At 56.9% G+C, this 25,062-nt stretch carries 21 protein-coding genes and 1 riboswitch; of the genes, 13 read left to right on the forward strand and 8 right to left on the reverse strand.

Going from position 1 to position 25,062, the window contains the following annotated elements; genetic code table 11:
- Positions 1–112: 112 nt before the first annotated feature.
- The 3 genes from hslV to htpX all read right to left on the reverse strand — a co-directional run bounded on the left by hslV (position 113) and on the right by htpX (position 1,982).
- A complete protein-coding gene (hslV, locus tag QZ516_RS03650; protein WP_297186331.1) occupies positions 113–652 on the reverse strand; it encodes an ATP-dependent protease subunit HslV in 540 nt (179 codons plus the stop codon).
- An 89-nt stretch (positions 653–741) separates the two neighbouring features.
- A complete protein-coding gene (locus QZ516_RS03655; protein WP_297186334.1) occupies positions 742–1,089 on the reverse strand; it encodes a Rieske (2Fe-2S) protein in 348 nt (115 codons plus the stop codon).
- Complete coding sequence (htpX, locus tag QZ516_RS03660) at positions 1,089–1,982, reverse strand: protease HtpX (protein ID WP_297186337.1); 894 nt, start codon at positions 1,980–1,982, stop codon at positions 1,089–1,091. Before htpX ends, QZ516_RS03655 begins: the two co-directional genes overlap by 1 nt.
- A 305-nt stretch (positions 1,983–2,287) precedes the next feature.
- Here htpX and QZ516_RS03665 point away from each other — a divergent pair, with 305 nt between their 5' ends.
- Entirely contained in the window at positions 2,288–2,749 is a 462-nt protein-coding gene (locus QZ516_RS03665) for an LEA type 2 family protein (RefSeq protein ID WP_297186339.1), read from the forward strand.
- A gap of 54 nt (positions 2,750–2,803) precedes the next feature.
- A complete protein-coding gene (locus QZ516_RS03670) occupies positions 2,804–3,562 on the forward strand; it encodes a YiiX/YebB-like N1pC/P60 family cysteine hydrolase (RefSeq protein WP_297186342.1) in 759 nt (252 codons plus the stop codon).
- Positions 3,563–3,569: 7 nt separating this feature from the next.
- On the opposite strand, the gene QZ516_RS03675 is transcribed toward QZ516_RS03670, so the two are convergent.
- Positions 3,570–4,397, reverse strand: coding sequence for a mechanosensitive ion channel family protein (locus tag QZ516_RS03675; protein ID WP_297186345.1), 828 nt, complete (start codon positions 4,395–4,397; stop codon positions 3,570–3,572).
- 102 nt (positions 4,398–4,499) lie between these two features.
- On the opposite strand from QZ516_RS03675, the gene QZ516_RS03680 reads away from it, so the two are divergent.
- The 7 genes from QZ516_RS03680 (at position 4,500) to smrA (ending at position 12,562) form a co-directional block, all read left to right on the forward strand.
- The gene (locus tag QZ516_RS03680) at positions 4,500–5,186 is read left to right on the forward strand and encodes a M15 family metallopeptidase (RefSeq protein WP_297186348.1); all 687 of its coding nucleotides are present in this window, start codon (positions 4,500–4,502) and stop codon (positions 5,184–5,186) included.
- 38 nt (positions 5,187–5,224) lie between these two features.
- Positions 5,225–6,037 carry a serine O-acetyltransferase gene (cysE, locus tag QZ516_RS03685; RefSeq protein ID WP_297186350.1) on the forward strand — a complete coding sequence of 271 codons (813 nt, stop codon included), beginning with the start codon at positions 5,225–5,227 and terminating at the stop codon, positions 6,035–6,037.
- A complete protein-coding gene (locus tag QZ516_RS03690; protein WP_297186352.1) occupies positions 6,037–6,399 on the forward strand; it encodes a diacylglycerol kinase in 363 nt (120 codons plus the stop codon). The genes cysE and QZ516_RS03690 overlap by 1 nt, the downstream gene beginning before the upstream one ends.
- A gap of 65 nt (positions 6,400–6,464) precedes the next feature.
- On the forward strand, positions 6,465–7,037 hold the full coding sequence (locus QZ516_RS03695; RefSeq protein ID WP_297186355.1) for a hypothetical protein: 573 nt from the start codon (positions 6,465–6,467) through the stop codon (positions 7,035–7,037).
- 259 nt (positions 7,038–7,296) lie between these two features.
- Positions 7,297–10,779 carry an indolepyruvate ferredoxin oxidoreductase family protein gene (locus tag QZ516_RS03700; RefSeq protein WP_297186358.1) on the forward strand — a complete coding sequence of 1,161 codons (3,483 nt, stop codon included), beginning with the start codon at positions 7,297–7,299 and terminating at the stop codon, positions 10,777–10,779.
- Positions 10,780–10,840: 61 nt separating this feature from the next.
- Positions 10,841–11,932: a Glu/Leu/Phe/Val dehydrogenase dimerization domain-containing protein gene (locus tag QZ516_RS03705; protein WP_297186361.1), complete on the forward strand. Its 1,092-nt coding sequence runs from the start codon at positions 10,841–10,843 to the stop codon at positions 11,930–11,932.
- A 33-nt stretch (positions 11,933–11,965) separates the two neighbouring features.
- Positions 11,966–12,562 carry a DNA endonuclease SmrA gene (gene smrA / locus QZ516_RS03710; protein ID WP_297186364.1) on the forward strand — a complete coding sequence of 199 codons (597 nt, stop codon included), beginning with the start codon at positions 11,966–11,968 and terminating at the stop codon, positions 12,560–12,562.
- Between the two features lie 45 nt (positions 12,563–12,607).
- Here smrA and QZ516_RS03715 read toward each other — a convergent pair whose 3' ends face one another.
- Complete coding sequence (locus QZ516_RS03715; RefSeq protein ID WP_297186367.1) at positions 12,608–13,186, reverse strand: SPOR domain-containing protein; 579 nt, start codon at positions 13,184–13,186, stop codon at positions 12,608–12,610.
- A 67-nt stretch (positions 13,187–13,253) separates the two neighbouring features.
- Positions 13,254–15,464: a primosomal protein N' gene (locus QZ516_RS03720; protein WP_297186370.1), complete on the reverse strand. Its 2,211-nt coding sequence runs from the start codon at positions 15,462–15,464 to the stop codon at positions 13,254–13,256.
- Between the two features lie 266 nt (positions 15,465–15,730).
- Between QZ516_RS03720 and rpmE the strand changes: the two genes are divergently transcribed.
- Both rpmE and QZ516_RS03730 read left to right on the forward strand, forming a co-directional pair.
- Positions 15,731–15,946, forward strand: a complete 216-nt coding sequence (rpmE, locus tag QZ516_RS03725) for a 50S ribosomal protein L31 (RefSeq protein ID WP_036860005.1) — start codon at positions 15,731–15,733, stop codon at positions 15,944–15,946.
- Between the two features lie 43 nt (positions 15,947–15,989).
- Positions 15,990–16,748, forward strand: coding sequence for a thermonuclease family protein (locus QZ516_RS03730; RefSeq protein WP_297186373.1), 759 nt, complete (start codon positions 15,990–15,992; stop codon positions 16,746–16,748).
- Positions 16,749–16,799: 51 nt separating this feature from the next.
- Here the strand turns inward: QZ516_RS03730 and QZ516_RS03735 are convergent, their stop codons facing one another.
- Together QZ516_RS03735 and QZ516_RS03740 are read right to left on the reverse strand one after the other, a co-directional pair.
- Positions 16,800–17,999, reverse strand: a complete 1,200-nt coding sequence (locus tag QZ516_RS03735) for a ribonucleotide-diphosphate reductase subunit beta (RefSeq protein WP_297186376.1) — start codon at positions 17,997–17,999, stop codon at positions 16,800–16,802.
- Positions 17,999–20,827, reverse strand: coding sequence for a ribonucleoside-diphosphate reductase subunit alpha (locus tag QZ516_RS03740; protein ID WP_297186379.1), 2,829 nt, complete (start codon positions 20,825–20,827; stop codon positions 17,999–18,001). Before QZ516_RS03740 ends, QZ516_RS03735 begins: the two co-directional genes overlap by 1 nt.
- Before the next feature lie 117 nt (positions 20,828–20,944).
- A riboswitch (cobalamin riboswitch) is annotated at positions 20,945–21,175 on the reverse strand.
- Positions 21,176–21,347: 172 nt separating this feature from the next.
- Here QZ516_RS03740 and QZ516_RS03745 point away from each other — a divergent pair.
- Both QZ516_RS03745 and QZ516_RS03750 read left to right on the forward strand, forming a co-directional pair.
- Positions 21,348–23,666, forward strand: a complete 2,319-nt coding sequence (locus QZ516_RS03745) for a TonB-dependent receptor (protein WP_297186381.1) — start codon at positions 21,348–21,350, stop codon at positions 23,664–23,666.
- An 8-nt stretch (positions 23,667–23,674) separates the two neighbouring features.
- Positions 23,675–25,030, forward strand: a complete 1,356-nt coding sequence (locus QZ516_RS03750) for a PepSY domain-containing protein (RefSeq protein ID WP_297186383.1) — start codon at positions 23,675–23,677, stop codon at positions 25,028–25,030.
- Positions 25,031–25,062 lie beyond the last annotated feature (32 nt).

Consider the following 25,062-nt stretch of genomic DNA (forward strand, 5'->3'; position numbering starts at 1 on the left):
GTCTCTTGTTTCCGGTTGCCGTCAAACCCTCGGGCTGTAACGGCAAATAATGGGGACCAATCGCGCAGTGTGACAGAGGTAACAGGGCTTCGCTCTGCCAACACCCGGTTGATCAGTAATCGAGTTGTTCAATCGTGCGGTTGTGATTGGTATAGATGCAGATATCGCCGGCGATGGCGAGTCCCTTCTCGACGATATCTCTGGCGTCCAGGTCGGTGTTGTCGAGCAGGGCGCGCGCCGCAGACTGGGCGAAAGGGCCACCGGAGCCGATGGCAATCAGATCTTCCTCGGGCTGGATCACATCGCCGTTGCCGGTAATGATCAGCGAGGCCTCCTTGTCGGCTACCGCCAGCAAGGCCTCCAGTTTCCGGAGGATGCGGTCCGAGCGCCAGTCTTTGGCCAACTCCACGGCGGCGCGGGTCAGGTTGCCGCTGTGCTGTTCCAGTTTGGCCTCGAATCGTTCAAAAAGTGTGAAGGCGTCGGCTGTGCCGCCGGCAAACCCGGCAATGATCTGATCCTTGTAGAGGCGACGCACTTTGCGCGCGTTGCCTTTCATGACCGTATTGCCAAGGGTGACCTGGCCGTCTCCGCCGATGACAACAGTGCCATTGCGGCGCACGGAGAGAATGGTGGTACCGCGATATTGTTCCAAAAGATTCTCCTGTGGATTATTCATCCATCCAAAATAATTTTATACAGGGGCCTAGGTGGGGCCAAAATGCAGAAATTCAACAGTGACTATTACCCGATGTCATCCGTTGCCGGGTCTTCCCTGAGGTACAGTGTCCCGTTCTCGATGTGGCAGGGCACCATGTCCAGGTATTGGCCGGCACAGGGCCCGGCGATGCATTGACCGCTGTCCATCTCAAATAAAGCGCCGTGCGTACTGCATTGAATGTATCGCCGGTCATAATCCAGAAATCGATCCGGCATCAGATTTAATGGTGCGCCCGTATGGGGGCAGTGGTTGCGATAAGCAAACAGTGCCTGTCCTCGCCTCACCACAAAACAGCTTTCACCGGCGATCTTCAGTTCCCTGCTGCCCGGATTCGGTAGCTCTGCCATATGGCATAGCGGTTGTGCGGACATCAGCCACCCCGGCGCAGTGTTTCAATGCGCTCGCTGAGGGGAGGGTGTGTCATGAACAGGCGCGAAGCATGTTCTTTCCAGCCACTGGAAATACCGAAAGCTGTGAGGGTATCCGGCATCTGGTTGGGCACCTGGGCCCGGGTTTCTTCCTGAAGTCGTTGCAGGGCCGAAATCATTGCAGCGCGACTGGCCAGGTGTGCGCCACTGGCGTCGGCGCGGAATTCCCGCCAGCGGGAAAACCACATCACAATCATTGACGCAAAAATGCCCAGTACTACCTGTAACACCATGACGATCATGAAGTAACCGATGCCGTGGCCACTGTTGTTTTTGAATACGGCCCTGTCGATAATCGAGCCGAGAATCCGGGCAAAAAACATCACAAAGGTATTCAGAACCCCTTGCACCAGTGACAGGGTTACCATGTCGCCATTGGCCACATGACCAATTTCATGGGCCAGCACAGCGCGGACTTCCTCGCGATCAAAACGCTGCATCAGCCCGGCGCTGACCGCGACCAGGGCATCGTTCCTGTTCCAGCCTGTGGCGAAGGCATTTGATTGCTGTGCCGGGAAAATGCCGACTTCCGGCATGCCGATGCCCGCTTTTTTTGCCAGGTCGGCAACCGTTTCTTTCAGCCAGCGTTCCTCGGGGGTGCGTGGCTGGTCGATCAGTTGCACGCCGGTGGACCGCTTCGCCATCCATTTTGAGATAAGCAGCGAAATGAATGAGCCGGCAAAACCGAATATCCCGCAGATGATCAGCAATCCGGTGAGGTTCCCCTGAACCCCTTGGGCAGCAAGGTATTGCTCCAGTCCAAGTACTTTGAAAATGATGCTGAACAGCACCAGAATGGCAATGTTGGTGCCCAGAAAAAGCCCGATTCTTAACACGTGATCTCTCCTAGTGATGATGTCTGCCAGTATGGTGTCAACAACTGGCATCCCTGTAAGATGCGACTGGTTTCGAAAAATTCAACTGCCGGATTGATGAATATCCCCGGGTGTCTTGTTGGAACGCCTGTCATAAACTGTCAATGGTTGCTGCGGTAAAAAGCAGTGGGAAACTATAGCAAAGATGACTGGCCGGCTCTCCAGAAGATTGACGGCTTCAGGGTCGGGATTGCATTCACCCGGTAGCAAACCGATGTACTATGTGGGCAGGTTCCACTCTGAGTTCGCCAAAACGAGGTTCTGCCATGGCAGCAATGAAACCGCTGATAATAATGCTGATGGCACTGAATGTGCTGTCCGGGTGCGCTCTATTGTCGTCGGGGCAGCCGCCGCCAGAAGTTCAGCTCAGCAATGTGGAGCCTGCCGGACGACAGGGGTTAGAGCAGAGTTTCATGATCAGTTTGCGAATCCTCAATCACAGCAGCACACCACTGAATATTTCCGGATTATCCTATAGCCTCAATTTGGAAGGACACAAGCTGATCAGCGGGGTAGCCGGGGGGCTTCAGCCCATTCCTCCGCACAGCCAGGTCGCCATTAAAGTCCCAGCTTCCACCAATCTGATCAGTGGTCTGAAAATCATTGGTGCCTTTATGGAAAAGAACAAGCAATCGGTGGATTTTGAACTGGAGACCCGGATCAGCATGGGCTGGTGGCGCATGCCCGTCACTGTGGTTGAATCGGGTTCGCTCGACTTGAGCCAATAATCCCCGGTTACGTCGGATCAAGCGAACGTGATACTCCAGCGAATAGGCGAATGGTTGGCAAGCAAGCTGGCCGAGCCCCGATATCACAGTACGATGCCAACCCGTACGGACCTGCTGGCGGCGACACTTCGTCCCGGTGATGTACTGCTCGTGGAGGGTCTGAGCCGTTTCAGTATCGCCATCAAGTATCTCACCCAGTCGACCTGGTCCCATTCTGCACTCTACATCGGTTCCTGGCAGGGCCAGACGGGAATGCTGGTGGAGGTGGATGTGCGCGAAGGGGTCAGGCTGGTGCCGCTGAGCCATTTTTTTGGCCTTCAGGCACGTATCTGTCGGCCGGTAAAACTGGATGAAAACGAGATAGCCGAGTTGATCGGCTATGCAACGGACCGGCTCGGTTATCATTACGACCTGAAAAATATCCTGGACCTGATGAGGTTTCTGATACCAACACCTCCCGTGCCGAATCGATGGCGGCGGCGGATGTTGTCGTTGGGCAGTGGCGATCCCACCCGAGCCATCTGCTCGTCCCTGATTGCCCAGGCATTCCAGTCAATACGCTATCCGATTTTGCCTAAAGTGACGCTGGAAAAAGCCCTCGACCCCGATATGCAGGAAATCTATCAGGAAATTCTTCATATCCGGCACCACAGTCTTTTCGTGCCGAGGGATTTCGATCTGTCACCCTATTTTGAAGTGGTCAAACCGACCCTGGCTGTCGGCTTTGACCCTCATCTGGTGACCTGGAGCGAGCCGCCCGTTGAACGGGAGGTGCAACCTCAGCAGCCACCCCGGGGTCAATCACCGGATTAACAGGTGGTCACTCATCCGTATTATCCAACAGGCGAACTTCCCTCTGTGGGAAAGGTATATTGATGTTGGCGTCAACGAGTGCCTGAAAAATCGCCCCGTTTACCCGGAACCGCGTTTCGTGAAAATGTTCTGTAGGCACCCAAAAACGTACCATGAAGTTAATCCCGCTATCGCCAAAATTGTCGATGCCGATCAAAGGTTTCCGGGCCTCTGCGGCGCCCTGTTCGGCCAATACTGATCGCAGCACTTTGACCACGGTCTCCGGGTCGGATCCATAACTGACACCCACGGTGGTTTCTGCCAGCTTGTTGGCAGCAGAGTTGTGCAGAATCTCGCCGACGATATGCCGGTTCGGGATGGTGATGCGCACATCATCTTCATCCTTCAGAACGGTATAAGCGAGATGTACTTCGTCCACCAGTCCGGTTTCTCCCTTTACAGTGATGGTGTCGCCCACAACGAAAGGGCGCGCAAGAATGATATTCAGGCCCGCACCATAGTTGGAGAGCAGCCCCTGAACGGCCAGGCCGGCCCCCAGTGAAATGGCACCGATGGCGGCCACGAAAGGCGTCACACTGATACCGATTTTGCCGAGGGCAATAATGGCCACGCCCACTATAATGACAATTTTGACGAAGCTGGCGATAAAGCGGCTCAGGGTAATATCGAGCGCTTTTTTCTCACACAGTCTGAGCGTTGCGGCCGATACCTTGGATGCCACGAACATACCGATCAGAAAAACGATCAGTGCGCCAACCAGCTGGAAGCTGTAGTTGACGAAAAACTGTACGACACTGTTGTAAATTGCTTCAACTTGTTGAATTTCTTCCTGCATGGGCAGCCACTCCTGCTGTGTTTTGGGCGAAGCATAGCAAAATAGTATTCGGCATATTAAGGTGTTATTTTCCCGACAGGCTCTATTCCCGGCAAAACTCGCATGGCAAGTATCAACAATCAAATGCTAATGGGCTCTGATGAGCAGCTCCTGTGCGAACTGGATAGCAGTGTGTTGTTGCACGGTGACGTCATAAAGCCGTTTCAGGCAATGTGTGATGCCGCTGCCGGAGAGGGCCTGCAGATTACCGTGGCCAGTGGTTATCGCTCCTTTGCACGACAGTTGGCTATCTGGAACAGCAAGGCCCGGGGTTTGCGCCCAGTGCTGGATGACACTGGCTCCCCGATTGATCTCGGTGCACTCAGTGACCGCGACAAGGTAATGGCGATACTGCGCTGGTCGGCATTGCCGGGATGTTCCCGGCATCACTGGGGAACCGATATGGATATCTGGGACGCAGCGGCTGTGCCCGGTGACTACAGGTTGCAGCTTGTTCCTGAGGAGTATGCCGGGTCAGGGCCGTGTTGCAGACTGTCCGAATGGTTGCAGGAACATGCCGCCGGTTTTGGTTTTATCAGGCCCTATGGGATTGATCGTGGTGGCGTGGCCCCCGAGCCCTGGCATCTCAGTTATCTACCGGTAGCACGACTGTTTGAGGAAAAACTGGATAGAGCATTTCTGCGGGAAATTCTGGATAATGACCAACTGGAATTGCGTGATGCTGTCCTGACGAATCTAGACGCAATCATGGCAAGGTTCATTTTCCCCGGAACAACTTTACCGCAATAGCTTTACTGCAATAACTTTACCGCTATAAAGAGACACTGATGGTCGATCTGCCACAAACAACCTCTGCCGACGACGCCCTCTGGCAATCAATTCGCCACGAAATTGTTGAGCGAGCCAGGCTGGAGCCGGTTCTGGCGAGCTTTTTCCATGCCGCTGTTCTGAGCCATAAATCGTTGGAGGATGCGCTCGCCTACAATCTGGCCGAGCAACTCGGTAACAGTATTTTATCCCCGTTGGCCATTCACCAGGTGCTGCTGGACGCAATGCAGAGTGACAGTTCCATTTGCGAGCGGATGAGGCGCGACCTGAGGGCCCATATGGAGCGTGATCCGGCCTGCGGCCAGTACTGTCTGCCCCTGCTTTACTTCAAGGGGTTTCATGCCCTGCAGGTGTATCGTGTGGCGAACTGGCTCTGGCGGCACCAGCGACGCTCCCTGGCCCTGTTTCTGCAAAGCCGGGCTTCAGAAATATTTGCGGTGGATATTCACCCCGCAGCCGAGATCGCCGGCGGCATCATGCTCGATCATGCCACGGGTCTGGTTATCGGTGAAACGGCGGTGATCGGTGAAAATGTTTCCCTGTTGCATTCGGTTACTCTGGGTGGCACTGGCGCTCAGGCAGGTGATCGTCACCCAAAAATCCGTTGTGGGGTGCTGATTGCTGCCGGTGCCAAAGTGCTTGGCAATATCGAGGTGGGTGAAGGCGCCAAGATCGGCGCCGGAAGTCTGGTTCTCGATTCGGTGTTGCCGCACACCACGGTGGTGGGTGTCCCCGCCAGAGTGGTGGGAGTTCCCGGCGAGGCGGAGCCCTCCCGTACCATGGATCAACGTATCAACCTGGGGTGTGGCTGATGGAACGCATTTATGGCTTGATCAGACGTCGCGCTTTCTATGCCGCGATTAACTCCTGGCGTGGTTTGCTGGCCTGTTTCAAATACGAGGAAGCCTTCAGGATTGAAGTGGCAGTTACCTGCCTGCTTTTTCCGCTGGCATTTTTTATGGCTGAGAACCCGGTCGAGCTGGTTCTTCTGCTGGGTTCCGTGTTGCTGTTGTTGATCGTGGAGCTGCTCAATTCCGCTGTGGAGGCCGCCATTGACCGTATCGGCGAAGAGCGCCATGATTTATCTGGCAGGGCCAAGGATCTCGGTTCTGCAGCAGTTCTGTTGACGATGTTGTTAGTGTTGATTACCTGGGTTGCTATTGCCATTCAATGAGTGGGTGTCGTTTGACTGAAAATCAGGATTGATTGCTATCCGTAACGGATAAGGGGTAACGGGAGATGAGCGATAGACGTTTTGAAGTGATTTTTCGCGGAGACGTGGTGCCCGGACAGTCCCTGATGGACGTGAAGCAACGCCTGGCCGAATTATTCGGCGCACCGGCAGCCAAGGTTGAACAGATGTTTTCCGGCAGACCAGTGGTCATCAAACGTGATCTCGATGAAGAGGCGGCAGCGCGTTACAGGGTTGCCCTGAAAGAGGCCGGTGCGCTGGTGGAGCTTCGCCCTGTTGACCCTGACAACCAGACAGGCAACGAGACCAACCGCGCAGATCAAACAGTACCACCGGCGGCCAACCCGGCTCGGGGTGCTGACGGCCCATCGGGCCAGAAGACAGTAGCGCCACAATCCGGTTCGGAAAATTCGAAGACAGAAGATACCATCGGAGTAGCCCCGGTGGGAGCGGATGTTCTGCCCCCGGAATATCGCCGTGACTTTACGCCCAGAGAGGTGGATACGTCCCATATAACGGTGGATGAACCCGGCGCCGATGTGCTGAAAGAAGATGAGAAGTCCCCACCCATCGAACGGGATGTGGATACCTCCCATCTCTCTGTGAAAGATCCCGAATAGCCAGCTCCCGCTGAGACCCTCCTGCCAGTCGGTACTGAAGGCCGGAGTCGCGTCATGTGTTTTTTCGAATAACAGCCTGTGTTGTGAATAATTCTGCCTTAACCCTGGGAGTGACTTGGCGTCGACAGGGCGTATGACACTGGCTCACCCGTCTGAATACTGGGCTATGCTTTTGATAAAGCATGGTGTCGGTTATTTGATGTGCCGCGCTTTGCCCGGATCAGCTGTCTGACCGGTTGATGTTGGTGAGGAGGTGTTTGTGACCGTTACCCTCAATGACAAGTATCTTCTGGATAAAGGCCGCGCCTTTATGAGTGGCATCGAGGCGCTGGTTAGGTTGCCGATTTTACAGCACCAGCGGGATCAGCAGCGGGGTCTGAAGACCGCCTGTTTTATTTCCGGCTATCGCGGCTCACCTCTGGGTGGCCTCGACCAGGCACTCTGGAAAGCCAGGCCGTTCCTCGACAAACACGACATTCGTTTCCAGCCCGGTATCAATGAAGATCTGGGCATGACGGCTGTGTGGGGCAGTCAGCAGGTCAACCTGTTTCCGGGTGCCCGCTACGACGGCGTCTATGGCATGTGGTACGGCAAGGGTCCCGGCCTGGACCGAAGCATGGACGTGCTGAAACATGCCAACGCTTTTGGCACCTCAAAATACGGCGGCGTATTGGCCGTGGTGGGCGATGATCACGCCAGCAAATCCTCCACCTTGCCGCACCAGAGCGACCACATGTTTATTGGTGCCACCTGTCCCGTGCTGAATCCTGCCAGTGTGCAGGAGGTACTCGATCTGGGTATTTATGGTTGGGAACTGTCCCGTTATTCCGGTTGTTGGGTGGGGATGAAGGTGATCACCGAAAACTGTGATGCGGCGATTTCTGCCGAAATCGATCCCGGTCGCGTGCACATTATCTTGCCGGAGGATTTTGAATTTCCCCCGGACGGTATTCACGGCCGCTGGCCCGATACCCCGCTGGAACAGGAACAGCGCCTGCAGCGCTTTAAAATCTATGCCGCGCTGGCGTTTGCCCGGGCCAACCATCTCAACCGGATTACACTCGACAGCCCTAATGCCCGATTTGGTATTGTCACCACCGGGAAGTCCTACCTGGATACATTGCAGGCGCTGGATGATCTGGGCATCGACGAAATCCTGGCGCGCAACATTGGCCTGCGACTTTACAAGGTTGGCATGAGCTGGCCACTCGAGCCGTCGGTTACCCACCGTTTTGCCGAGGGTCTCGAAGAGATCCTGGTCATTGAAGAAAAACGCAGTGTGATTGAGGACCAGCTGACCGGGCAACTGTATAACTGGCCGGTCAGCAGGCGCCCGCGGGTAGTGGGTGAATTTGATGAGCACCGCCACCTGCTGGTGACCAACCTCGGCGAACTGACGCCGTCACTGATTGCGCAGGTGATTGCCGCTCGTATTGCGCGGTTCTATACCAGTGACATTGTCGAAAAAAGGCTGGCTTTTTTACAGGCGAAAGAGCGGGCGTTGGCCAGCAAACCTGCCATGCTCGAAAGGAAACCCTGGTACTGTTCCGGTTGCCCCCACAATACCTCAACCGTCGTCCCGCATGGCAGCATGGCAATGGCGGGTATCGGCTGTCACTACATGGTTCAGTGGATGGATCGGGATACCTATACCTTTACCCAGATGGGTGGCGAGGGGGCCACCTGGATCGGTCAGGCACCCTTTACTGACACCCGCCATGTTTTTCAGAATCTCGGGGATGGCACTTACTTCCACTCCGGTTTGCTGGCTATTCGAGCCGCCATCTCTGCCGGCGTTAACATCACCTACAAGATCCTCTATAACGACGCGGTGGCCATGACGGGCGGTCAGCCGGTGGATGGTTTTCTCAGTGTGGCGCGGATGGCCTATCAGCTGCGTGGCGAAGGGGTGAAACGCCTGGCAGTGGTATCGGATGATCCCAATCAGTTTGACCGTGATTTTCCGCGGTTTGAGGGCTTGACCATCGACCACCGGGACCGACTCGATGCGATTCAGCAGGAGTTGCGCGAGGTTCCCGGCACCAGTGTGCTGATCTATGTGCAGACCTGTGCCGCCGAGAAACGTCGTCGGCGCAAAAAAGATCAGCTGGAAGATCCCGCCAAGCGGGTTTTTATCAATGAGCTGGTCTGTGAGGGCTGTGGCGATTGCGGCGTCCAGTCAAACTGCCTGTCAGTGTTGCCCAAGGCTACACCGCTGGGCCGCAAGCGAATGATTGATCAGTCTGCCTGTAACAAGGACTACTCCTGTGTGAAGGGATTTTGTCCCAGCTTCGTCACGGTTCACGGTGGCAGCCTCCGGAAACACCGGGGGCTTGAAGGTGGTATTCGTTTATCTGAACTTCCCGATCCGGTGTTACCAGAAATTACCATTCCCTACAATATTCTGGTGGCGGGTATCGGTGGCACCGGCGTGCTGACGGTTGGTTCCGTGCTCGGTATGGCGGCCCATATTGCCGGCCTCGGTGCCTCGGTGTTGACCCAGACGGGCCTGGCGCAAAAGTTTGGTGCCGTGACCAGCCATGTACGCATTGCCAACCGTCAGGCAGAGATCCATGGTGTTCGCATTCCAGCCGGAGATGCGCACCTGTTGCTGGGGGCGGATCTGGTGGTTTCCGCCGGGCAGGAATCTCTGGCCAGGGTGAACAGTGAATTCTCCGCAGCGGTGATCAACAGTCACGAGGCGCCGACCGCGGAATTTACCCGCAATCCCGATGCCCCTTTCCCCTTCGCTGATATGGTAAAGGCCATTCGAGATGAAACCGGCACCGAGCGCACCTGGTTTATCGATGCCACGGCAATGGGCAGCGGGCTGCTGGGTGATGCCATCAGCGCCAATATGCTGTTATTGGGTTACGCATGGCAACTCGGCTTGATTCCACTGTCGTCAGCAGCCATTGAGCAGGCGATCGCCCTGAATAATGTGTCCGTGACAATGAACCTCAAGGCCTTTCAATTTGGCCGCTACTTTGCAGTGAATCCGGAGAAGATGTTCGAGATAGCCGGCCTGAAAGCCAAGCCGTCATCCGGTTCTGCGCCTTCCCTGAACGAGATCATTGATTACCGTTACCGGTTTCTGATGGACTACCAGGGTCAGAATCTGGCAGATCGGTACCGTCGTCAGGTAGAGGCTGTCCGCGTTGCGGAACTTGACCGGTTTCCTGAATGCGATGATGACAAGCGGTTGTTGGCCCATGCAGTGGCGAAAAATTACTTTAAATTACTGGCCTATAAAGACGAGTACGAGGTGGCCAGATTGTTCACCAATGGTGATTTTGAGCGTCAGTTGAGAGAGGAATTTGAGGGTGATTTCACTTTGAGATTTCATCTGGCACCCCCCGTTTTTGGCCATCGTGACCCGCTAACCGGCCATCTCCAGAAACGCGAATTTGGTCGCTGGATCATGCCGCTGTTCCGGTTGCTGGCAAAACTCCGTTTTCTTCGGGGCACCCCGTTTGATCCGTTCGCTTACAGTCAGGAAAGGCGAACAGAGCGTCAGCTGGTGACTGACTACGAAGACCTGCTACAGCTGTTAACGACTGCGATAGATGCAGATAATTATCAGGCAGCGGTGGAGCTTGCATCATTACCGGAGACGATTCGCGGCTTCGGTCACGTCAAGGCCTATAATCTGACGCGTAGCCGCGAGCGCCAGGCGGCATTGCTGGCAACCTTGCGGGGAGCTCCCGTAAAAATTGTCCCATCGACCTCGGCCGGAAAATAGCCGGGTTTGGCGTGGAGCAAGGCAGGTGGGGGTAGCTCGAGCGGATCAGAGGAGGTAATGGATGAGTGTATTTTCTCACCCGGAATATGACCATCATGAAAAACTGATCTTTCACCGGGATGCCGCTTCCGGTTTGCAGGCCATCGTGGCGATACACAACACAAATCTCGGTTTTGCATTGGGTGGGTGTCGCATGTGGCACTATGCGTCCGAGCATGATGCCGTAGCCGATGTATTGCGCCTGTCCCGCAGTATGACCTACAAGGCAGCGATTGCCGGACTCAACCTCGGGGGCGGTAAGAGTGTGATAATCGGCGATTCGCGCCGGGATAAAACCCCGGACCGCATGCGGGCCATGGGACGCATGATAAACAGTTTGCAGGGTGAATATGTCTCTGCGGAAGATGTCGGTATCAATGAGCGGGATATTGCCCTCATGGCTGGCGAAACGCCGTTTGTGACCGGTTACAAGGCGGTGAACCGGGGTGGAAACGGTGGTGACCCATCGCCACTTACCGCCTATGGGGTTTTTCGCGGAATTGAAGAGGCTGTCAGGTTCAGGCTGAACCTGGACAGTCTCGCCGGGGTCAGAGTGGCCATCCAGGGGTTGGGAAAAGTGGGCTATGAGCTGGCCCGTCTGTTGAGCGGGGCCGGAGCAGTGGTGTTGGCGTCGGACATATTTTCTGAGAACCTCAGCCCTGCCATCAAGGAGTTGGGTGTCATACCGGTGGCTGCCGGGGAGATCCACCGGCAAGCCGCCGACGTTTTCTCGCCCTGTGCCATGGGGGCGGTGCTGAACGCAGAGTCAATCCCTGAAATATCTGCGCCAATCGTAGCGGGTTCCGCCAACAATCAGCTCGCCAGATCGGCCGATGGTCGGCGTTTGGCGGATGCCGATATTCTCTACGTGCCGGACTATGTGATTAATGTCGGCGGTCTGATTGATGTCTACTATCAGTACGTTGGCACCGATCGAAGAGACGTGCGGCAGCACATAGATCGTGTGGCGGGGGACACGTTGCCGAAAATTTTTCATCTCGCCCAGGAGAGGCGTGTCCCTACCAGCGAGGTGGCCGATCAGCTAGCCCGGGAGCGTTTCATGATTTCGTCTACCGGCGATGCTGAGGTAACCTGGCCCTTGCCGGCGCTATAATGCATCTTGTACGTGACAGGAAAGGAATACAGTGTGACTGACGACGATAACGGTATTTTTCGCCAACAGATGAAGGATGTTGAACCGCTAAAAAAACCGGCGGAGCGCGTTCGTCTGAAGCCACCCGTTGTGATGACCCCAGGCCTGGAATCCCGCCGGCGGGCTGCCGAGACGATGATCGCCAGTGATGTCGATGGCCTGTCGTCAGAAGCGTATATCCCGCCAGTGAAACCAAGGGATGTGCTGTCGTTCAAGCGCAGTGGCGTTCAGCACGGCGTGTTCAAAAACCTGCGGATGGGCAACTATCTTGTGGATTCGCGGCTCGACCTGCACCGGCTGACGGTTGATCAGGCGCGACAGCAGGTCTACCTCTTTATTCAGGATTGCCTGAAACACGACATACGCTGCGCATTGATCACGCACGGGAGAGGGGAGAACCGGGAAAAGCCCGCACTGCTTAAAAGCTGCACCAATCATTGGTTGCAGCAGATGGATGAAGTGTTGGCTTTTCACAGTGCCCAGCCACAGCATGGGGGCACGGGTGCCACCTATGTCATGTTGCGCAAAAGCGCCGGGAAACGCGTTGAAAATCTGGAGCGGCACCACAAGGGGATCAAGTCGCGACTGTAGTTTGTCGTTCTGGTTCGCCAGATGCCCGATGGGTCCGGTTAAAGGCTATTGTTTGCGCTTTAACAGCAGTGAATCAATCCCGTTTCCCGACAGGCTGTCCCTGGCGCTTGCCAATTCCGCACGGTTGGTAAACGGCCCAACCAGAACCCGGTGCCAGGTTTCTCCCGGACGGGGCGTGACCCTCTCGATACTGGCGCTAAGGTTCAGCAGTAACAGCCTGGCCCTCAGACTGTCGGCATCCCGGTTACTCTTGAACGACCCCACCTGAAGCAGAAACACTTCTTTTGCCGTGGGTGTTGCCGGTGTGCTGGCGGACTGGTTTGGCGGCGCTTCTTCTGCCTGGGGTACTGAGGAATCCGGGACGATCACTTCGGTTTCCCGCAGCAGCGTGTAGAAATCAAAACGGGGTTTAACGCCGGACTCTTCCTCGACCGGTTTGACGGTGGGCTGTTCGGCGGGTGCCGGGTCCGGTTCCGGCCCCTGAAGAAGGAAGGTTGCCACTATACCCACCAAAATACCGGCCAATAGCCACAGCCATCCCGGAAGAGACTGCCGGGATGGCGTTTTTCTGCGAACATTGCCGCTGCTGCGGCGGCTTGTTTTTCTCGCGTAATCCCTGGTCATTTGTTTATCTATACTCCGGTGAAGGGCGCCATTGTAGGGGTAACCTGCCGAGCCTTCCAGACTCTAATTAGCTCATATCCTGTGGATCAACGTCCACCGACCAGCGAATTTTCCCCGCCAGTGGCGACTGCTCCAGAATCGGGCAGAGGGTTGCCAGCAGGTGTTGGAGTGCGGGTCGCTCTGTGGCGCAGATGGTCAATTGATGGCGAAAGCGCCCCCCTCTCCGCTCCATGGGGGCAGGTAACGGGCCGAGGTAGCTGATGTTGCCTGCCGGTGGCAGTAGCATTTCTGCCTGTTGGCGGGCGAAACTGAGAAAATTCACCGCCAGCTGGCCATTTTCAGCTTCGGCGCGCAGCAACGCCAGGTAGCTGAACGGTGGCAGGTTGGCCAGTTTCCGTTCGGCCATCAACAGATCAGAAAAAGTGGCGTAGTCCTGTTGGGTCAGGGTAGTGATCAGTGGGTGATCACAATGATGGCTTTGCAAAATGACCGTGCCGGGTTTATCGCCCCTGCCGGCCCGTCCAGCCACCTGGGTAATCAATTGTCCCATCCTCTCCGGTGCCCGGAAATCCGGGCTGAACAGGCCGGCATCGGCATCCAGAATGGCCACCAGCGTGACGTTGGGAAAATGGTGCCCCTTTGCCAGAAGCTGGGTGCCGAGCAGAATGCAGGGCTCTCCCTGATGCACCCGGTCGACCATGTTCTGCATGGCCTGCTTGCGTCGGGTGCTGTCCCTGTCCACCCGAATAACCGGAAAGTCCGGGAACAGCGCTTCGAGGGTTTCTTCGCTGCGCTCGGTGCCCTGACCGAGGCACTGTAAATGAATGCTGTGACAAACCGGGCAGCGGGGTGGCACCGGTTGCCTGAATTCGCAGTGATGGCAAACCAGCCGTTGAACCTGACGGTGTACCGTCAGTCGCGCTTCACAGTGCTGGCAGTTCGCTATCCAGCCACATTCATGGCAGGTCAAAGTCGGTGCAAACCCGCGGCGATTCAGGAAAACCAGCACCTGATTGCCATCGTCGAGGTGGGACTGAATGGCATCGATCAGCTCTCTGGAATAGCCTCCGGACAGATTTGCCTTTCGGATGTCGACCGGCTGCCGGCGGGGTTGCCGGGCGATACCCGGGCGGCAGGACAGGATCAGTCGGGTGTAGCGCTGCTGTTCGCAGTTATACCGTGTTTCGAGGGACGGGGTGGCCGAGCCAAGAATCAGGGGAATGGACTCCATTCGCGCCCGCACCACGGCGAGGTCTCGCGCCGAGTAGCGAAACCCCTCCTGCTGCTTGAATGAGCCGTCGTGTTCCTCATCCACAATCAGAATGCCCGGTGACTCCAGCGGTGTGAAAATGGCGGAACGTGTACCCAGTACAATCGGGGCGGCACCGGTGCGCGCAGCGTCCCATGCCAGTATGCGCTCCCGGTCGGTGAGGCCGGAGTGAAGCACGGCCACCGGGCAGTTGAAACGGGTTTTAAAGCGCTCCAGCGTCTGTGGCGTCAGGCTGATTTCCGGAATCAGTACCAGTGCCTGTCGTCCATACCGAATGATTTTTTCAATGGCCTGTAAATAAATTTCGGTTTTGCCACTGCCGGTTTGACCGTCCAGTAAGTAGGCGTGGAAGCCGTGCAGCTCAATGCTCTCCATCGCCTGTTGCTGTTCGGGATAAAGGGGCAGGGGGGATTCCGAGAGCAGCCTGTCCGGATCGAACAACGGGGTGTTCACCCGGAGTTCCAACGATTCGATCAGGCCTTTGTTTTCCAACTGTCGAAGTGCGGCAACGCTGATGCCCTGTCGCTGAAAATCGTCTTTTGTGGCGGAGGGTTGCTGCTGCAGTAAATTCAGTGCCTGTTGTTGTCGGGGGGCACGCGCCAGGGCCGTGTCTGGCAGCCCCTTGCCGGCTAGTGTCAGTTGCCAGCGGACTTCGCTTTGCCGGGGTACCGCATCCCCCTTGCGGAGCGTTGCCGGCAGCGCTGTACTGAGTGCGTCACCCGGTGGGTGCTGGTAGTAACCTGCGGCCCAGACACAGAGCTCCAGCAGGGTTTCGGGCAGCAACGGTTCATCATCCACCAGTTCGGTAACGGGTTTCAACCGTGTGGCGGGATGTTCGCTGGATGCCGCAATTTCAATGACAACCCCGATGACCTGACGGCGGCCAAAAGGCACCTTGACGCGGCAGCCGGGCCGGGGTGTCCGGGTACTGTTTTCTGAAGGCAGGTAGTCGAACAGCCGCCGCAGGGGAGAGGGGACAGCAACACGGATAATGATGGATTCTGTCATTGATGTGTTTTTTTGTTAAAACCTTGAATGGGCATCGTTTTCTGGTAGTATTCGCGCTCCGTTTAAAGGCGGCATATGGTGCCCGACAATTGAAAGGCATCCCGAGGGATTAAACGCGACCTGTTATCAGCAAACCGAGGCGAGGCATCCAGTGTACCAGAAGTGCATCAGGGTTCGGGCGATCGGTTTGGTAGGCAGGAGCGAATCAATATTCGGGTTGCACAGAGATCGGGTTGGCGATATGCAAGAGACTGAGGCAATGAGACATGAGATCTGAAATCCATCCAAATTACGGCACACTGTCAGCTACCTGCAGCTGTGGTAATGCATTTGAAGTAGGCTCCACCATGAACGGTAGCATCCACGTGGATGTCTGTTCAGCCTGTCACCCGTTCTACACCGGCAAGCAGAAAGTTGCTGATACCGGTGGTCGTATCGACCGTTTCAACAAGCGTTTCGCCGGTCGTTCCGCCAAAAAATAATCTGAATATGTCTGCCTTTCGAGGCAAACGATGCGCGCTCTGGATGATATGCCAGAGCGCGTTTTTCGTTGTCTGGCTGTTTATCGCCGGTGGGCCCGCCAGCGCCGATCTTCGCTGCCAGCCTTTCGCCCCAATGGAGAGGGTTTCCGTCACTCATGTCTATGACGGCGATACCGTTAAACTGGACGACGGCCGCAAAATTCGATTGATCGGTATCAATAGCACGGAGCTGGGTCGCGCTGGGCAACCGGATCAGCCGTTCGCCGCCGAGGCCCGTGACAGATTGCGCAGCCTGATCAAGTCTGCCTCGCAGCTACATTTGTTAACGGATCGGCAAACCCATGACCGCTATGGTCGAACGCTCGCCCACCTGTTCAATGAGCGAGGAGAAAGTCTCGAACAAAGCCTGCTCGAACAGGGGCTGACCTACCATGTTGCGGTGCCGCCCAACCTGACCCTGGCAGACTGTTTTGCCAGCGCCGAGCAGTTGGCGGTCAAACAGCAGCGGGGACTCTGGAGCAACGCCGGCATGCCCCCCGTCGCTGCCCGGGATGTGCAGGACGGGGGATTTAAGCGATTGCAGGGCACCGTAACAGCCGTTCAAACCGGCAGGCACTGGCGGCTCGTCCTGGATGATGTGATCAACGTGATGATTTATCCAGAACACCGCCATCGCTTTGAGACAAAACAGCTGAGCAGCTTGCAGGGCCAGCGAGTGGAAATACAGGGGTGGGTTTACCGCAGTCGCGGGGAATGGCGGATCAAGTTGGCAACTCCCCACGGTATTGTGTTTCCCCGGTGAATTATCCGGCGCCGCCCTCCGACGACGCCGCTGTTTCCTTTCCAAAACACCCTACCAGCTCAATGAGGCGCCGGTCTGGTACTCGGTAACCCGGGTTTCGAAAAAGTTTTTCTCCTTGCGCAGGTTGGCCTGCTCCTCCAGCCATTCCAGGCGATTGATGGCGCCGGGGAAGGGCTCTTTGTGGTTGAGGGCCCGGGCCCTCCGGTTGGCGACAAAGCGGAACTGGTCCATGTGCTCGCCAGCGCTGTAACCGAGGATGGGATCCGGCATCAGGTAGTGGGCGTAGGCAGACTCCACCGCTTCAGCTTCTTCCCACATAACCTGTAATTGGGTCGGATCCAGTTTTAGATTTTCCTCCTCCAGTAACTGGTTAACCACCCGCAGACCAAAGGCGCAGTGCATGGCTTCGTCCCGCAGGATGTACTGCAGCTGTTCCCCGGTGCCTTTCATCAGGCCGCGTCGCTGCAGGGCAAAAATCGGGTTGAAGCCGTTGTAGAACCAGCAACCTTCGAAGATACCGGCAAAGAACAGGTAGGACATGGCGAAGGTTTCGAGGTCGTCCCGGTTGCCGAGGTCGAGATCATGGCGCAACACGGTATCCAGTCTCGCACTGGCCAGGCGAATTTTGCCGTGGATGGCCGGTACCACCCGGTAGCGGTTGTAAATGTCGCTCTGGTCCAGCCCGAGGGTTTCGATGCAGTGCTGGTAAGTCCAGGTGTGCAGTGCTTCTTCATAGACCTGCCGGGCCTGGTAAATCTGCAACTCCGGCGCGGACATTTTTTCCATCACTGCCAGGCCGATATTGCGCATGGCCATGATGTCCGAGGTGGTCAGATAGGCCAGCACGTTTTCATACAGGTGACGTTCCTCGGTGGTCAGTTTGTGGTGGTAATCATGGATATCCTGGGTCATGTTGACGTCCAGAGGTGTCCAGTGATTCTTGTTGGCATTGAGAAAAAACTCCCAGGCCCAGGGGTATTTGAAGGGGGCCAACTGATTGATGTCCGCTTTGCCGTTCACCACCCGCTTGTCCGCCGGATTGATGGGCGGCAGGAGTACCGCTGGTGTTTCTGCCAACGCAGCAGTTGCTATTGACAGTGTCGCCGGGACCTTTGATATCCCAGCTGGCTGTGCGGCAGTGACCCCTCCCAGCAGGTTGATGGTGCCGGGAGGAATGGCGCTGCGCAACGGGTCATCCCAGTCTGGAAGCGGGGTTGTGTCGGTCTTGATGGCAGTTTGTCGGATACTCATTATTGGCAGGCCTCGCAGTCGGGGTCGAGAATGGAGCAGACGGATGGTGTAGCCGACATCGAGTCACTGTTGGCCGTATCGGCGCTGACGCGACTGGCCTTGTCGGCGTGGGTGGCTCCCAGAGAGCGCAGGTAGTAGGTGGTTTTCAGGCCCCGGGACCAGGCCAGCCGGTACAGGTTGTCGAGTTTTCTGCCGGATGGCTCCGCCATGTAGAGGTTGAGGCTCTGGGCCTGGTCCAGCCATTTCTGGCGCCGTGCCGCCGCCTCCACCAGCCAGCGGGGGTCGATTTCAAAGGCAGTGGCGAAGCGGATTTTCAATTCCTCTGGTACCCGGTCGATATCCATCAGAGAGCCGTCGAAGTATTTCAGGTCACTGACCATTACTTCGTCCCACAAATCCTGCTCCTTAAGCGCCTTCACCAGCCAGGGATTGATCACCATGAATTCGCCGGACAGGTTCGATTTCACGAACAGGTTCTGATAGGTGGGTTCAATGGACTGGGTGACTCCGACAATGTTGGAGATGGTGGCGGTGGGGGCAATGGCCATGACATTCGAGTTGCGCATACCGTGTCTGGTCACCAGTTCGCGCACCGGCTGCCAGTCCAGTTGGCTGGAGTTGTCGAGGGTGCAGTAGTCGTCGCCGCGCTGCTGTTCCAGCCATTTCAGTGAGTCGATGGGCAGTACACCCTGATCCCACAGGGACCCTTCATAGCTTTCGTAGCGGCCACGCTGTTGCGCCAGCAGCGCCGAGGCACGGATCGCATGGTAGCTGATCAGTTCCATGGATTGGTCGGCAAAATACACGGCTTCCACACTGGCGTAGGGCAGCTTCAGGGCGTAGAGGGCGTCCTGAAATCCCATCAGGCCGAGTCCCACCGGGCGATGTTTCAGGTTCGACTCCCGGGCCTTTTCCACGGCGTAGTAGTTGATGTCGATGACGTTGTCGAGCATTCGCACCGCCGTGAAAACCGTCTGTTCCAGATGTGCCTGATCGAGTCGGCCGTCGCGAATGTGGTTGGGCAGGTTGATAGAGCCGAGATTGCACACGGCGATTTCCCGCTCATTGGTGTTCAGGGTGATTTCCGTGCACAAATTGGAGGAGTGCACCATACCCCGGTGTTGCTGGGGCGAGCGGATGTTGCAGGGATCCTTGAAGGTGATCCAGGGGTGACCGGTTTCAAACAGCATCGACAACATCTTTCGCCACAGCTGCGTGGCGGGCACGGTTTTGTGCAGGGGGAGTTTGCCGTCCCGGGCCAGTTGTTCGTAATGGCAGTAGCGCGCCTCAAAGGTCCTGCCGCAGAGGTCGTGCAAATCGGGCACATCCTCCGGTGAAAACAGTGTCCAGAGCTGATCCTCGATCACCCGTTTCATGAACAGGTCGGGAATCCAGTTGGCGGTGTTCATGTCGTGGGTGCGGCGGCGCTCGTCCCCGGTGTTTTTGCGCAGTTCCAGGAAATCCTCGATGTCCAGGTGCCAGCTCTCCAGGTAGGCACACACGGCGCCCTTGCGCTTGCCGCCCTGGTTGACCGCCACTGCGGTGTCGTTCACCACCTTGAGGAAGGGCACCACGCCCTGGGATTCGCCGTTGGTGCCGCGAATGTGGGCCCCCAGGGCTCGCACCCGGGTCCAGTCGTTGCCCAGGCCACCGGCCCATTTTGAGAGCATGGCGTTGTCCCGGATGCCCTCGTAGATGCCGTCCAGGTCGTCGGGAACCGTAGTGAGATAGCAGGAAGAAAGCTGCGAGTGTCGGGTGCCGGCATTGAACAGGGTGGGGGTGGAGGGCATGTAATCGAAGTGCGACATCACCTCATAAAACTCGATGGCGCGCTGGTTGGGATCGTCCTCCCTCAGTGCCAAACCCATGGCCACCCGCATGAAGAAGCCCTGGGGCAGCTCCAGGCGCTGTTTGCCACGGTGCAGGAAGTAGCGGTCGTAGAGGGTCTGTAATCCCAGATAGGTGAACTGCCGGTCGTGCTCCGGCCGCAGGGCGGCACCGAGGCGTTGCAGGTCAAAGGACAACATCGCTTCGTCCAGCAGTTCCGCCTCAACAGCCCCGCGAATCCCCGCCTGAAACAGGGCGGCATAGTCCTGTTCGCTGTAATGGCCGGACAGGCTCTGGTGGCAGTCAAGGGCCAGGATTACTTCTTCCCACAGCTGCTCCAGCAACAGCTGGGCGCAGGCGTGGGAATAGCCCGGGTCTTTTTCAATCAGAGGGCGGGTTGCCATTACCATGGCAGTAGTCACCTCCGCTGCCTTCATTCCCTCGTAGAGGGTGCGACGAATCTGGGCTGTCAGATAGTCGGCATCCACACCTTCGATGTCCCGGCAGGCGCGTTGTACCCGTTGGTCCACGTCTGCCAGATTCAGCATCAGCTCCTTGCCGTCGCTGTCGATAACCGGCAATTGTTCACTGGGTGGGGCGTTGCTGGGCGTGGCAGGGCCGGCGGCACTGCGATTCTGGTGGTGCTGCTCCCGATACAGCACATAGGCGCGGGCCACCTTGTGAAATTCACTGCGCATCAAACCCAGCTCCACCAGGTCCTGGATTTCCTCGATATGCACGCTGCCCCCTGCCGGCAATCGCTTTTGCAGGCGCTCGATAATATCCCGGGCGATGGCATTGACCGTCTGTTTGACCCGCGCAGATCCGGATGCTTCATGGCCCTCTACGGCGAGGAAGGCCCTGGTCATGGCGATGGCGATTTTTGAGGCGTCGAAGGGCACGGCCTGACCAGTGCGCTTGACCACTTTAAACGGTATGTCTGTAGATAGTGGGGGCGGCGTGTGGTGCCCGTCAGGGGTGAAGGGTTGGCTATTCATCATGTCATTCCTGTCGATTTATTCGCGAAATCTTCAGGCTTCGCCGATTGGCGGACGGGCAGGGTGCATGGCGGCAAACGGGGTTTACCCGTGATGCAGCTGGTGTCCTGAATCGCGAAGACTGAAGCCTTGTTTGCTGGCAGGTCTTCGGACTCAGGGGCGTTGCGCGAGATATTGCGCTTCCTACAGCGACGGCTTCCCGTTCAATTGAACAGTGCCTCGGCGTTGCCGATGCCGCTTTCGTTCCCCTTTACCGCTGCGCGTCAGTTCCGGATTCTCACCGGATTCCCTTTTCAGGACGGCCTATAAAACACAATATATGCCAATCCAACCAGCTTTTAAGAGCATATCTTGTGTATTTTTGCATGTAAAGCGGTTTCCCCTGTTGGTGAAAGCAATGCCGTGGTCTATGTCGCCCGCACAAGGCTGCGACAATTTGTCGCATTGACTGATCTTTCGTAAGCCCTAAATATCCCGTTCCTGAATTCGAATCACTTTCATTTCGATTCGGGCTAGGGAGAAAATGAAAAAAGCAATTCGCTGGGCCTCTGCCCTGGTCGTTCCATACCTGTTCGGCCTCTCAACGATTTCCGTTCACGCGGAAGACAGTGGTGTCGAAGGGGCGGGGGCAACCGCTGTGGTGGCAAGCCTGGAAGAAGTCAAAGTCTGGGGCAAACAACTTTCCAGTCGCGAGGCGGGTTATACCAACCCAACCAGTGTATTGACCCGGGAAGATATGGCCAGTATCAACGTGGCGACCACGGAAGATCTGGTGAAATATGAGCCCAGCCTGGTGATCCGCCGCCGCTTTATCGGCGATGCCAACGGTACCCTGGGGATCCGCGGTTCCAACATGTTCCAGACCAGCCGCTCAATGGTGTTTGCAGACGGTGTACCGCTGCATTATTTCCTCGAGTCCCGCTGGAATGGCGCGCCGCGCTGGACCCTGGTGTCGGCCAGTGAAATCGCCCAGGTGGAAGTGGTCTATGGTCCGTTTTCAGCCGAGCACAGCGGCAATGCCATGGGTGGTGTGGTGTTGATCGAAACGGCGATTCCCCAGCAGCGGGAATTCCATGTGGACTGGTCGTCCTTTGTCCAGTCCTTTGATGAGTACGGTTTCGACGATGACCTGTGGGGGCGCAAGGGCTTTATTTCCTTCGGCGACAAGATCGGTAACCTCAGCGTTTACCTCTCCTACAACCGTCTGGAAAATGACGCCCAGCCCCAATCTTTCTACTATGGCAGTTCCAGCAGCTCACTGACACCGACTGCGGTGAGCGGTGCAATAGGGGATGGGGACGACAGGGGTGCAGACCAGTGGTATTTCGGCGATACCGGGATGGTTAAAACCACCACTGACAACTACAAATTCAAGGCCGGTTATGACCTTGGTGATTGGTTTGCCCTCTTGAATGTGGCCTACGAGGACCGCCGTTCGGATAGTGATTCCGCCAACAGTTATTTGCGGGATATCGAAGGCAATACGGTCTGGGGCGGGCACGTGGTGCAGAACGGTGAGCCGTTTTTTGTCCCCGCTAGTCGACTCAATGTCAGTGAGCAGGATCGCCGCAGCCTTTCGGTGGGGCTGCGCCTGAAGGGGGACCTGACGGACAGCCTGTCGGTGGAAACCAATCTCAGCCACTTTGCCATCATTGAGGATGAAACTCGCAGTTCTGCCCTCAATCCTGCCCACCCTGACTATACTCTGGCTGGACAGGTGCTGGATTACGGCGATACCGGTTGGCAAACTGCCGACATCAAATTCACATTGGATGGATTTGGTCTGGATGGCATGCAGTGGGTGGCGGGCCTGCGCTACGAGACCTACGAACTGAATACCACCGTCTATAACTCCGATAATTACGTTGCCGGCGACAGGGCCCGGGCCACCAGCCGCAGCGGCGGGGAGACCGGGATCGCCGCGGCGTTCCTGCAACTGAACTGGGATATCGATGCGCACTGGTCCACCTCTCTGGGTGGGCGCTATGAATCCTGGAAAAGCAGTGAGGGTTATTTTTCGGACGACGATGCCCTGACACCCTGGTTGGATCTGGTCAAGCTGCCGAGTCGTTCCGAAGACAAATTTTCGCCGAAATTTTCCCTCGGTTTTCGCCCGGATCACCTGTGGACCCTCCGCTATTCCATCGCCAAAGCCTACCGCTTCCCCATTGTCGAAGAGCTGTTCAGCCAGTTTCAGGCCTTCAATGCGGTCAGTGAGGCCAATCCCGGCCTGCAGCCGGAAGACGGCCTGCATCACAACCTTATGGTCGAACGGGCCATCGATCGGGGTTATGTGCGGTTGAACCTGTTTTTGGAAAACATCAAAGACGTGATCGAGTCCCAGGCGACGGTTCTGCCGGGCGGTTCCTCGATCCGTACCTTTGTGCCGGTGGACGAGGTGAGAACCCGCGGCGCCGAGTTTATTGTCAACGCCGCCGACTTCCTGCTGCCGAAACTGGATGTGCGCTTCAACATGGCCTGGACCGATGCCGAGGTCATCAAAAATGCTCCCGATCCCGCCATTGTCGGCAATCTGTTCCCACGCATGCCGAAATGGCGCGGCAATCTGCTGGCCACCTACCACGTGACTTATCGCTGGGATATCGGTGGCAGCCTGCAATACGCCAGCGACAGTTACGGGCGGCTGGATAACAGCGACGGGGTCGATCAGGTGTTCGGCGGTCAGGATCGCTACCTGTTCCTCGGGCTGAAAACCAGCTTTCGCCGGGATAAGCACCTGACCTTCAGTTTGGGTATGGACAATGTCACCGACGAAACCGCCTATGTCGCCCACCCCTGGCCCGCGCGAACCCTGTATTTCAATGTCTCTTATGACTGGTAACAAGGCGTATGACTGGTAACAAGGCGGGCACGATGGCGCATAACAACCGCTCTATGAGCATTTATCGCGCCCTGTGGCGTTGGCATTTTTATGCCGGACTGTTCTGCATTCCCTTTGTGCTGACGCTATCGATCTCCGGGGCCATCTACCTGTTCAAGCCACAACTGGATGCGCTGGCCAATCGCCCCTACCAGAATCTGGCGGTATCCGGCGAGCGCAGCAGAGCGGATGCCCAGATCGGCGCGGCCCTGGCCGCGTTTCCGGGTAGCGGTTTTACCAGTTATCAACTGCCGGAGACAGATGATCAAGCCGTCGTCATTACTGTGCTCGATCAAGGCCGGCAGCGGCTTGTGTATGTCCATCCCTACAGCCTGAAAGTGTTGCACAGTGTTGTTGCGGAGAAGCAGTTCATCCGGCAGGTGCGAACTTTCCACGGGGAGTTGTTAGTGGGGGCGGTGGGTTCTGTGCTGGTGGAGCTAGCCGGTTGCTGGGCCATTGTCTTGGTATTGACCGGGCTGTATCTGTGGTGGCCGCGCAACGGCCGTGGTCTGGCCGGTGTGCTTTATCCCCGCCTTGGCCGGGGTGGTCGCCAGTTCTGGCGCGACTTGCACGCGGTGACCGGTATCTGGCTGGCGATGTTTGTACTACTCCTGCTGATGACAGCGTTGCCCTGGACTCTGGTGTGGGGTACCGCTTTCAAGGAGCTGCGGCAATGGGGCGACAGGCCGGTGCAACAGGACTGGACGCTCAGTCGGGCCCAGAAACACCACCACGATGGCGCAATGCCGTCGGGGCGTGCAGATATCAGTGAAGCGCTCCTCGCCAGGGCCATCTCCCTGCAATTTGCCGCGCCGGTATTGCTGTCGCCGGATCGGCAGAATCCTGCCCTGTGGAAAGTCCAGTCCCAGTCCCAGAACCGTCCGCTGCGGGCAGATGCCTGGCTCGATGGCCAGTCCGGTGATGTGGTGAGGGTACAGAGCTTTGCGGCGCGCCCCTGGGTCGACCGGGTTATCGGTATTGGTGTGGCCGCCCATGAAGGACAGTTGTTCGGCTGGTTGAACCAGTTGTTGGGCGCCCTGACAGCACTGGGGCTGATATTTCTGACCGTCAGCGGAGTTGTGCTCTGGTGGAAACGTAAACCGTCGTTCGGACTCGGTGCTCCGGCGGCCCTGCCGGAGGTCCCCTCAAAGAGTATATTTTTCACCATCATTGTCATTCTGGCGCTGCTGCTGCCGATGTTGGCGATATCGCTTCTGCTTCTTTGGCTTCTGGAAAACCTGTTGTTGCGTCACTTGCCTGGCGCTCGTCTATGGTTGGGTCTTGTCGACCCTGGGGTGATACAAAAATCCGTTAACACCGGATGAATCGACATGCTAATCTGGTGTCCCCTGGTTGC

The organism is uncultured Porticoccus sp. (assembly GCF_913061305.1).
GTDB lineage: Bacteria > Pseudomonadota > Gammaproteobacteria > Pseudomonadales > Porticoccaceae > Porticoccus.

What these genes read in the sequence shown, in the direction of transcription:
- QZ516_RS03655 (WP_297186334.1), bottom strand. Translation starts at nt 1,089, where the DNA reads ATGTCCGCACAACCGCTATGCCATATGGCAGAGCTACCGAATCCGGGC.
- QZ516_RS03665 (WP_297186339.1), top strand. Translation starts at nt 2,288, where the DNA reads ATGGCAGCAATGAAACCGCTGATAATAATGCTGATGGCACTGAATGTG.
- QZ516_RS03675 (WP_297186345.1), bottom strand. Translation starts at nt 4,397, where the DNA reads ATGCAGGAAGAAATTCAACAAGTTGAAGCAATTTACAACAGTGTCGTA.
- QZ516_RS03680 (WP_297186348.1), top strand. Translation starts at nt 4,500, where the DNA reads ATGGCAAGTATCAACAATCAAATGCTAATGGGCTCTGATGAGCAGCTC.
- cysE (WP_297186350.1), top strand. Translation starts at nt 5,225, where the DNA reads ATGGTCGATCTGCCACAAACAACCTCTGCCGACGACGCCCTCTGGCAA.
- QZ516_RS03690 (WP_297186352.1), top strand. Translation starts at nt 6,037, where the DNA reads ATGGAACGCATTTATGGCTTGATCAGACGTCGCGCTTTCTATGCCGCG.
- QZ516_RS03695 (WP_297186355.1), top strand. Translation starts at nt 6,465, where the DNA reads ATGAGCGATAGACGTTTTGAAGTGATTTTTCGCGGAGACGTGGTGCCC.
- QZ516_RS03705 (WP_297186361.1), top strand. Translation starts at nt 10,841, where the DNA reads ATGAGTGTATTTTCTCACCCGGAATATGACCATCATGAAAAACTGATC.
- QZ516_RS03715 (WP_297186367.1), bottom strand. Translation starts at nt 13,186, where the DNA reads ATGACCAGGGATTACGCGAGAAAAACAAGCCGCCGCAGCAGCGGCAAT.
- QZ516_RS03720 (WP_297186370.1), bottom strand. Translation starts at nt 15,464, where the DNA reads ATGACAGAATCCATCATTATCCGTGTTGCTGTCCCCTCTCCCCTGCGG.
- rpmE (WP_036860005.1), top strand. Translation starts at nt 15,731, where the DNA reads ATGAGATCTGAAATCCATCCAAATTACGGCACACTGTCAGCTACCTGC.
- QZ516_RS03730 (WP_297186373.1), top strand. Translation starts at nt 15,990, where the DNA reads ATGATATGCCAGAGCGCGTTTTTCGTTGTCTGGCTGTTTATCGCCGGT.
- QZ516_RS03735 (WP_297186376.1), bottom strand. Translation starts at nt 17,999, where the DNA reads ATGAGTATCCGACAAACTGCCATCAAGACCGACACAACCCCGCTTCCA.
- QZ516_RS03740 (WP_297186379.1), bottom strand. Translation starts at nt 20,827, where the DNA reads ATGATGAATAGCCAACCCTTCACCCCTGACGGGCACCACACGCCGCCC.
- QZ516_RS03745 (WP_297186381.1), top strand. Translation starts at nt 21,348, where the DNA reads ATGAAAAAAGCAATTCGCTGGGCCTCTGCCCTGGTCGTTCCATACCTG.
- QZ516_RS03750 (WP_297186383.1), top strand. Translation starts at nt 23,675, where the DNA reads ATGACTGGTAACAAGGCGGGCACGATGGCGCATAACAACCGCTCTATG.